Annotated in this window: 8 protein-coding genes and 3 pseudogenes; 8 read left to right on the top strand and 3 right to left on the bottom strand. The window is 43.4% G+C overall.

The features are described 5' to 3' along the window. Positions 1-802 precede the first annotated feature (802 nt). From LC653_RS43420 to LC653_RS48160, 8 genes and pseudogenes are all read left to right on the top strand, one after another. Positions 803-1,102: pseudogene (locus tag LC653_RS43420) on the top strand (DUF4336 domain-containing protein); the annotation flags it as partial. A 91-nt stretch (positions 1,103-1,193) separates the two neighbouring features. Continuing rightward, positions 1,194-1,583, top strand: a complete 390-nt coding sequence (locus LC653_RS43415; protein ID WP_229501449.1) for a methyltransferase domain-containing protein — start codon at positions 1,194-1,196, stop codon at positions 1,581-1,583. After that, positions 1,561-1,794 (top strand): hypothetical protein, encoded by a 234-nt coding sequence (locus LC653_RS43410; RefSeq protein ID WP_229501448.1) that lies wholly within the window; start codon positions 1,561-1,563, stop codon positions 1,792-1,794. The genes LC653_RS43415 and LC653_RS43410 overlap by 23 nt, the downstream gene beginning before the upstream one ends. Positions 1,795-1,826: 32 nt before the next feature. Next, positions 1,827-2,351 (top strand): hypothetical protein, encoded by a 525-nt coding sequence (locus tag LC653_RS43405; RefSeq protein ID WP_229501447.1) that lies wholly within the window; start codon positions 1,827-1,829, stop codon positions 2,349-2,351. 139 nt (positions 2,352-2,490) lie between these two features. Beyond that, a complete protein-coding gene (locus tag LC653_RS43400; RefSeq protein WP_229501446.1) occupies positions 2,491-4,704 on the top strand; it encodes a hypothetical protein in 2,214 nt (737 codons plus the stop codon). Further along, the gene (locus LC653_RS43395; RefSeq protein WP_229501445.1) at positions 4,676-5,740 is read left to right on the top strand and encodes an NAD(P)/FAD-dependent oxidoreductase; all 1,065 of its coding nucleotides are present in this window, start codon (positions 4,676-4,678) and stop codon (positions 5,738-5,740) included. The genes LC653_RS43400 and LC653_RS43395 overlap by 29 nt, the downstream gene beginning before the upstream one ends. A gap of 170 nt (positions 5,741-5,910) precedes the next feature. Then, positions 5,911-6,138 (top strand): annotated as a pseudogene (locus LC653_RS43390) (transposase); the annotation flags it as partial. 225 nt (positions 6,139-6,363) lie between these two features. Continuing rightward, positions 6,364-6,480, top strand: a pseudogene (locus tag LC653_RS48160) (DUF4277 domain-containing protein); the annotation flags it as partial. On the opposite strand, the gene LC653_RS43380 reads toward LC653_RS48160, so the two are convergent. The 3 genes from LC653_RS43380 to LC653_RS43370 form a co-directional block, all read right to left on the bottom strand. Then, positions 6,434-6,754, bottom strand: a complete 321-nt coding sequence (locus LC653_RS43380) for a cytochrome P450 (protein WP_372478303.1) — start codon at positions 6,752-6,754, stop codon at positions 6,434-6,436. The pseudogene LC653_RS48160 and the gene LC653_RS43380 overlap by 47 nt on opposite strands. A gap of 187 nt (positions 6,755-6,941) precedes the next feature. Next, entirely contained in the window at positions 6,942-7,103 is a 162-nt protein-coding gene (locus LC653_RS43375; protein ID WP_229501443.1) for a hypothetical protein, read from the bottom strand. Between the two features lie 217 nt (positions 7,104-7,320). After that, positions 7,321-7,803, bottom strand: coding sequence for a hypothetical protein (locus LC653_RS43370; protein WP_229501442.1), 483 nt, complete (start codon positions 7,801-7,803; stop codon positions 7,321-7,323). Positions 7,804-8,037: the final 234 nt, after the last annotated feature.

The following is an 8,037-nucleotide window of genomic DNA, read 5'->3' as shown; positions in this document are numbered from 1 at the left end:
ATTGAGCGATGCTGGTCTTGGCTCAAAAGTCGCATTCGCAAGCAACTTGACCAATATGAGTGTCTACGGGATGCAATGGAGTATATCTTACATCTAGCGTCCTAACCGATGTGGCGGTTGCTATATCATCACGGCTGCGCGTAAATCAGGACAGCAATTATCGCAACAATTCTTTGCAACGTGTCCTATATAAATATTTATAATGTATCTCCCTAACTGCCGCCTTCTCCCGCTCCATCTCCTGAACTCGCTTCAACAACCGCTTGGAGATGTACTTAGATGACGACTTGAGGGTGCGATCGCTCTCGCTTCAAAACTCGTAATGATAGTACGCCTGCTGGTAATCTTTGCCGTTCTTGGTAATGAGCCGAAGCGTGAATGCTACCACTGCCCTCCCCCTTGTACCGTCCTGTTTTACTAGGGGATATTTCATTACTAGGGCAAATCTCAGTACTTGGTTTTTACTAAGGTTTATCTCGTTATCCCCTAGTAAATTACTAGGGCTTACCGCAACGCCCAACAATTGCAGTATCTCTACAACTGGGCGTTTTGTGGCCTCCGTCTCCTGAATATCCCCTAGTAATTTTTTAGGGATGTATTTCGTCTTTTTTAGTCCGTTTTCTCTCCAGTGATAATTAGCCTGCGGGTAATCCCTGCTGTTTATCGTTATGGTGCGCCAGTAAATAGAGTCGTTCCCCTCGCCCTTGCGGGCCGCGATGTTTACTAGGGGATATCTGCGATTGTGGGGAGTTTTTACTAGGGCTGTTGTTTATCTACCTAATCCAATTTTCTCAACAGATGCCCGATTCTGCAAATCCTTATTCTTCCCCAAGCACCAAAACAAGTCCTCAACTGGGCTGATACAGTTGCAAGTTGGGATTTTCAGCAGATTATTCCCTGTCACTTTGACTCGCAAATTTTAGCAAATCCGCGTCAATTTCGGCAAGCATTTGCTTTTCTTGAAAAAAATCCCTCTGTAAGTAATGACTTTTCTTCTACCGAAAGCCAGCCTCTATTGGAGGAAGACTTAAAATTCATTAAGGATCTTGAAGCAGGTCTAGTTAAGCGCGGTATCGCAACGCCAGCTAAAGAGAAGGTGTAATCAACATCCTAGCTGTAGAGACGCACAGTTGTGCATTAGTGCCAACTTATAAGTACTCAGACAAAAATAAATTGTTAGGACTATTAAAACAATGAACATTCAAGAAGCTTTTAATAACGCTGCCGCAGATTATGATAACTTGCGTCGCATCTTAATACCCTGTTTTGATGAGTTTTATAAAACAGCAGTTGAAATTATCCCAAGTAATCGCCTGGCATCACTGAAGGTTTTAGATTTAGGCGCTGGTACTGGACTTTACTCAAGTATGGTTCAATCAGTCTTTCCTAATGCAGAATTCACCTTACTGGATTTAGCTTTTGAGATGCTCGAGAAAGCTCAGTTTCGATTTAGCAAGATGGGGAAATTTCCCCGACTTTTAATTGGTAACTATGTAGAAGTTGATTTGGTGATTCCTATGACCTTGTTATATCAGCCTTATCCATTCACCATTTGCCTATTTGATTTGTCAACCAGATTTTAACAAGGGGCAAATATTACCTGCTGTGTTGTTACTCGAAAGCCTGAATCTGTTGCAGTTTCTTACGCCAGACGTTCAGTTGCGTGGAACTGACGAGAAGATGGTGGAGTTTAAGGCACTGGCTGTAGCGCATCGGCACGTTATCAAAAATTATCTGAATGTTTCTATTTCTGAAAAACACACACCGATAGCGACGCCGAATAGCCCGTCGTAGACATCGCTCAGAAGTTACTTGCCAAAATTGATTTGAAGTTGGATTACGTCAGTCGGTTGGGTAAGCGTGAAAATCGGGAGTGTGTTTATCAATTTGTTGCCCCTGATGATGAACGTGATTCGATTTTTGGGCAGTGGTTAAATCGGGATGAACTATTTTCTTGTGAGTCGGTGTCAGTCACTAATAATCTAGATATAACCACACCCGTCATTGACACCACTTCACAGTTAATTCCCAAAAATACTGAAGTGGTGTCAGGCACTAATAATAAAGATATACAGACACAAATACCTGACATATCGCAATCAATACCCCTTTCATTAAATGAGGTGGAAAGTCCTGCAACTCTTGGATGGAAGGGGCTGAAACTGAAAATGCAGCGAGGCTTGGAAGGCGTTGGCTCCTTCTACAGTGAGTTAGTCTCCACAGTTGGCGAGGCGATTGGAGTGGCTGATGGGGAGCCAATATGGAACGGATATCTCGGACAGTGGCAAGTTGCTGTTAACTTTGAGGGTGGATGTAAGTCGGTGGTGTGCGATTGGTTAATGAGTGTTTAGCACTAACCCATTAATGGGGGATTCCAAGCATTCAAAACAACAGAATTCACTGTTAGAATACGACCAGTCCGCTCACTCAAACCGGACACACAGCTTATAATTACTCAAATTTAAGTATCTAACTATACTGGAATAAGTTATGGCTCTCATTGATGAAGTTAAACAGGTTTGCTCGCGCCTAGCCTCTGTTGGTTGGCGAGACTTGCTACTTGAGCAAGGGCTAGATATCACCGCAACAAACCTCCAGCAGGAATTAACTAAAGAACTACCAGCTATCAATCGTCAGATAGTAGGGTTTGAAGATTTTGCTTTTGAAGGGAAACGAGGAATAGAAGCAGGAAATGCATCTCGGAGTTTGCTGTTTCATGCCTTAGCTTCACCCAATGTTGTAAGTGCCAATCTCAGCGCATATCCCACCCTAGCGGAACTCGAAATTATTGAAAATTTTGTTTATGGAGTGGAGCCTCCTTCTTTACAAGATTTGCAAGTTATGGCTTCAAGACAACCGTTAGCCATCGCTGTGTTTGCTTGTGAATATCGCCCAGCTTCGGAAACTGTCCACCGTCAGCATGCTGATTTGTGTTTTTCGCGCACAGGTGTGGCGCGAGTCGGAACCGCTCAACCACTATATAGTGATAAACTGCGCGGATTTATCCCAGCCGTGGAAGATGATTTAAAAGAGACTTTTCGCGTCTTGCCAGCACGTTATTCTGCATATATTGCAGTTCAACGCACTGGTAATCGAGATGCCTTCGGCCCGTTGCGTTTTCAGGATGGAGATAATAGCAGACTATTCTGGGTTCCCCTGCACAAGCTATTCAACGGTACAGAATGCATTCGTGGCTTTGACTTACAGGTAACTTTGAATGCTCATCATGTCAATCAAAAACTGCGGCGAATTCATTTAGTGCTCCAAAACACAGGGTGGGATGAACCAGACATTAGCAACCCGCCATTTATTTTTACAGAAGGCATTGCTGAATTCACAACAGCGTCTGAATTTGGCACAGGGCTTTTAGTTCCAGTTGTTCAGCCAAATCTGATTGAAGCAGCTACTTATCAAGGAAAGCTGCTCACCTTTAAGGTTCCACCGGATAGTCCAACCCTATCTTCTAGCCTAGCAATTCCTGCGGATGAAACGACAGAAGCAAGACACGCTCCAGAGTTTGTTCATGTCCGCCATAAAATATTGCCCAATGGTCAACAAGAAAATCTTAACGACCAGAAAGATGTGGAAGCGGTTGTGAAAGCAGGTGGGTACGATGCTCAACACTACCTTGACTTTACAGGCGATGGGTCGATTGAAGCAATATGTCCAGAGTTAGCGGTGGCAATTCCTCGCAACGTGCCAGCCTATTCTCTAGTGACAGCACCAGATTTTTTCCCCAGCTGCGACCAGCGAGAGCTATTAGAATGGACAGAGCAGTCAGTACCTAGCAGACTCAGACAGAATCTCTGGCAAGTTCCCCCGGAAACATTATCTGACAATCGCTTTGCTCCCAACCTGCAATTAGAAGATGTTGATTTTCGACCAGAAGATAAAACTGTAACTGCAATTGTCTGTTTACCTCGTCAGGATTCGGTGCGACAAATGCCGTTGACTGGTTCCCCAACAATCCGACAAGCATATCTTCCAGATGCAGCGGCTGGAGTGTTTGCTCCTGGTTGGGATGTGAGTTTTGATCGAACCAACGAAGTGGAACACTTAGCAAGCTACGGCTTAGGCAGTCCTTTTCCAGAGGACTCCAAACTTTGTGCTGCACTTAGTACATTTTGGCCCGCAGTAGCTCCTGATGCAGCCCGGACGTTTGAGCCAAATCCCATTTGGCCTACCGTTAGCCCGTTAACAGATGCAGAAATTGGTCAGGTTGGCAATTTACCGTGGGATGGAATCTCTGGGCCTCGACGCGTCACCAAGGATGGCGAAGAGTTGATAGAGTATTCAGATTTTGCTCATGCAGATTATGTAGAGAGTTCTTTGCAGAAAAAATTTTCGCTCTCATTGACGGCTAAGGTTGATGTACGTGAATACGAAGCTAGAGTGTTGGCAATGGCGAATGTTTACCAAGTCTTAAGGATCAGACCTGAAGATAGGGGAAAATGGAGCGTGTTTTCGTTCCAACCAGTGCAACCCACCAATTCCGAATTACAACAGGCACAAACTCAAACACAAACTAGGCTTGGTGGAAATATCTATCGGTTTGAGATTTATCGTCATGGAAATTCATTTTTAGACCCAGAAAATTCTCGAAAACGCTTAGTTAAAATCGAAGAAACTCTGACGCTGTTTGTTACACCAGTGAATATTCTGTTGAAACGCGGCAATGGAACCTGGTCTAGAAGACGTGTCTAATGCTGATGTAATTGTAGTTGGGGGTGGGCCTGCAGGTTGTGCGGCTGCTATTCGCTGTGCCCAATTTGGGCTAAAAGTTATTCTGATTGAGTCGAAGCCATTTCCTCGTACACACCCTGGTGAAACATTACACCCTGGTGTTGAACCACTACTTAAGCAGTTAGGGGTACTTGAGTCAGTGTTAGCAGCTGGCTTTCTTCGCCATCAAGGAAACTGGGTACAGTGGTCAGCCGAGAGCGAGTTTGTTCCCTTTGGCGAAGATGATTCGGGAGCATGGCTCGGATTTCAAGCTTGGAGAGCCGATTTTGATGCGATTTTGCTTAATCGGGTAAAAGCAATCGGTGTTAAGGTTATACAACCTTGCCGCGCTTCCCGTTTAGTTATGGATGGGTGCAGAGTAACTGGCGTTGAGACTTCCCTTGGAACTTTTTGGGCAGCTAAAATCATTGATGCTGCTGGAGATCATCATTGGCTGGCTCAACAATTAGGGTTACAAATCCAATATCACTCTCCGCGTCTGATTGCATATTATGGTTATGTAACAGGAGAATGCCCAGTGCGAGATCATGCCCCAGCAATCGTTGCTGATTCCTACGGTTGGACGTGGACTGCGAAAGTGCGATGTCTACGACGGGCTACGCCTACCCAACTTTATCAATGGACGCGCTTATCATTTGTAGAGCAGAAAATCGCAAAAGACTGGCTACCCAATGAATTCCTTGGGTTAAAGATTTACCAGGCAATGCGGGCCGCTAATGTTACCTGGCGAATTGTTTCACAACCAGCCGGATATAGTTACTTTCTTGTTGGGGATGCAGCAATGGTACTTGACCCGACATCAAGTCATGGCGTTCTCAAAGCAATTATGTCTGGTATTTGGGTTAGCCATTCAATAGCATCAGAACTGTTAGGTAATCTTACAGAACAACAAGCTATTGACCATTACTGTTTATGGATTCATAACTGGTTTCGACACGATGTGAAAAACTTAAGTAGCCTAATTGCTAAGTTGCCTAGTCCTCCCTTTTGGATCTAAGCAAATAGAAATTTTCTACATCAATAAAGGCATTACTCAGAAGTCAACACCACACCAATTGCAATCGCTGATGGGGAGCCGTTTTGCCCGGATTTCTCACAAAGCCAGAGAAAAGAGGAGTCAAAAACTGCCAAAATGTCTATTGCAAATGAATTCCAGCAGTTTTAAGCATGACCCCTCAGAAAACAGATTGTATACCGGAACAGTTCAAATTTGAACCTGTATTGTCATCTCCAATCATAGTTAATTTTAAGGGTGAGACAGTAACATCTGATGCAGGATTAACTTTAATTACGGAACTAGATCGAAAACAACAAATCACATTACGGCTAGCCCAATGTTTTAAAGATTACCGAGATATAAACCCACATTCCGCACCCTCAACTGTCACACATCAACAAAAAGCGGACTAGTAGTACATAAGAACTAAGACAGAAGAAGAGTAAAGAAGCTTAATGCTAATAATTACTACTAAGTTCAGTAATCGGCTAGAAAGGTAAGTTTTGTGATGAAGACAGAAGAAAGGGATAACAAGGAGATAACGAAAGAGTTAAAAAAAAATTAGTTGATCATAAGAATTATTTGAGAAAATTGCAACAGAAGTCGTGGAGAATCCTGTTGTGATGTTAAGTGCCAAAGAAATTCAAATTCAGAAGATAGACCATTTAGGGATAGTAGCAGGAATAATAGATGCTATAGGATTGGTAGAAATAATAAATGACTTAATAGGTACTGACCAAAAGATAGGTGGTTGCTGGCATTATGGCGGCGCACATCGAAACGCTCACCCTCAATAAATTTTATGGAGTCGCGGTTAGCAGCATCGAAGCGGAGCATCACTAAAGACCCAGCTTTGAGATCAACGTCTCTTAGTTTTGTATCTTCCGTCACAACTCGCCACATTCCTGCTGTCGGACTTTCCATTCGTAAAACTTCTTCAACAAAGTTCTCTAACAGGGAAATATCTGTTTGTACCAACCCAATCTGCTCTTTATTGTTTGTCAGTAACAACATTCCACCTGCGAGCGCACTGGTGAGAGTCTCATTGCCTGCCACTAATATTTGCTGAATTATACTCAGCAGTTCAGCAGTGTCGAGCGAGCGCTCTCCATCCACTTTTGCCTGTGCCAAGTCAGTGATCAAATCATCTTGAGGCTGTTTTTGGCGTGATTCTATGACATCACGACGGTAAAAGAATTACTCAGTACCCTAACGATTGATGAGCGTTGCGGTGTGATGCTGGAGTTTGAGGATGCTTACCCTCAAAAGTTTGCTCAACTGGTGTCAGATGCACCACAGTGGACTGAATGGATGGCGTGAGAAAGTTGGGCACAAAAAGCGACGCTTTGTGTTGTTCCGTCAAAATTGGAGATGTCCACGCCTTAAGTGAGGCGTTGGGGACATGGCTGCCTTCATGAAAGTGCCATGCGATCGCCTGAGTAAGTCGCTGATGGCAAGATAAAGATGTAGCATTCTTCTTTAAACGAAAAAAAATCGGCGGACTAATAGTCTTGTCGCCGAAGTCGTCAATGTTTTAATTGCTACTGTTTTGTCTGGCTATCAATTCAAATTTCTGACTCTCAATCGCTTGGAGCATTAGGACTTTGTACATCAATATCAGATGAAGCTAAATTAGGAATTTGCCAGTTGAGTTGCTCGGCTTTGAGTACTTCAATCAGTGCAGTCGGAGCAATGAACTCAAGTTCTTGGGTGTTAGGATTAGTTTTAGCAACCAATTGAGTCCCATCTACAATTTTTAAAATTGCTGGCTCTCCGATTGGCAGTTTTAGCCCAGCAACTTTCGCATCATTTGGCAGGTAAATAGCGTCACAATCCCAGTCTTCATCTGTAGTTTCGCCATTACCGAGATAGTAAAGAGCGTTTGGAGTTGAGTTTTCAGGTTTCCGAGCATAGATAGCTAATGGTTTCCCCGTTTCATTGCGACATCTAGCCCAATCTTCTGAAGTTTCCATAGTCTGTTTTTGCAATTCTAAAGCAGCGATTTTCTGCTGTAGTTCTTCTGCGGTATATCCCAATTGTTCCGGGTTTTTCCTAACTTGCATTACTACTATTAAGCGTTTGAACAACTTTTGGATAGTCAGGGCTATCTTCAGAAATTTTGTCTGCCCATGAAGGTTGAGCTACTGCTATAACGATCACAAACAGCAAGAAGACATCTCCGAAAATAGTCAAAGCCTTTGTGTGACTAGTTTAGAGCACGTAAATGCAATCATCTAAATTAGCTAATCTGTACGAGAAAATGAGGCTTTCAGATATTTGTTGTTGATAATTAGGCA

This window comes from Nostoc mirabile CHAB5784 (genome assembly GCF_020829645.1).
Taxonomy (GTDB): Bacteria; Cyanobacteriota; Cyanobacteriia; order Cyanobacteriales; family Nostocaceae; genus Nostoc; species Nostoc mirabile.
This window is presented reverse-complemented; position numbering and strand designations above follow the sequence as displayed.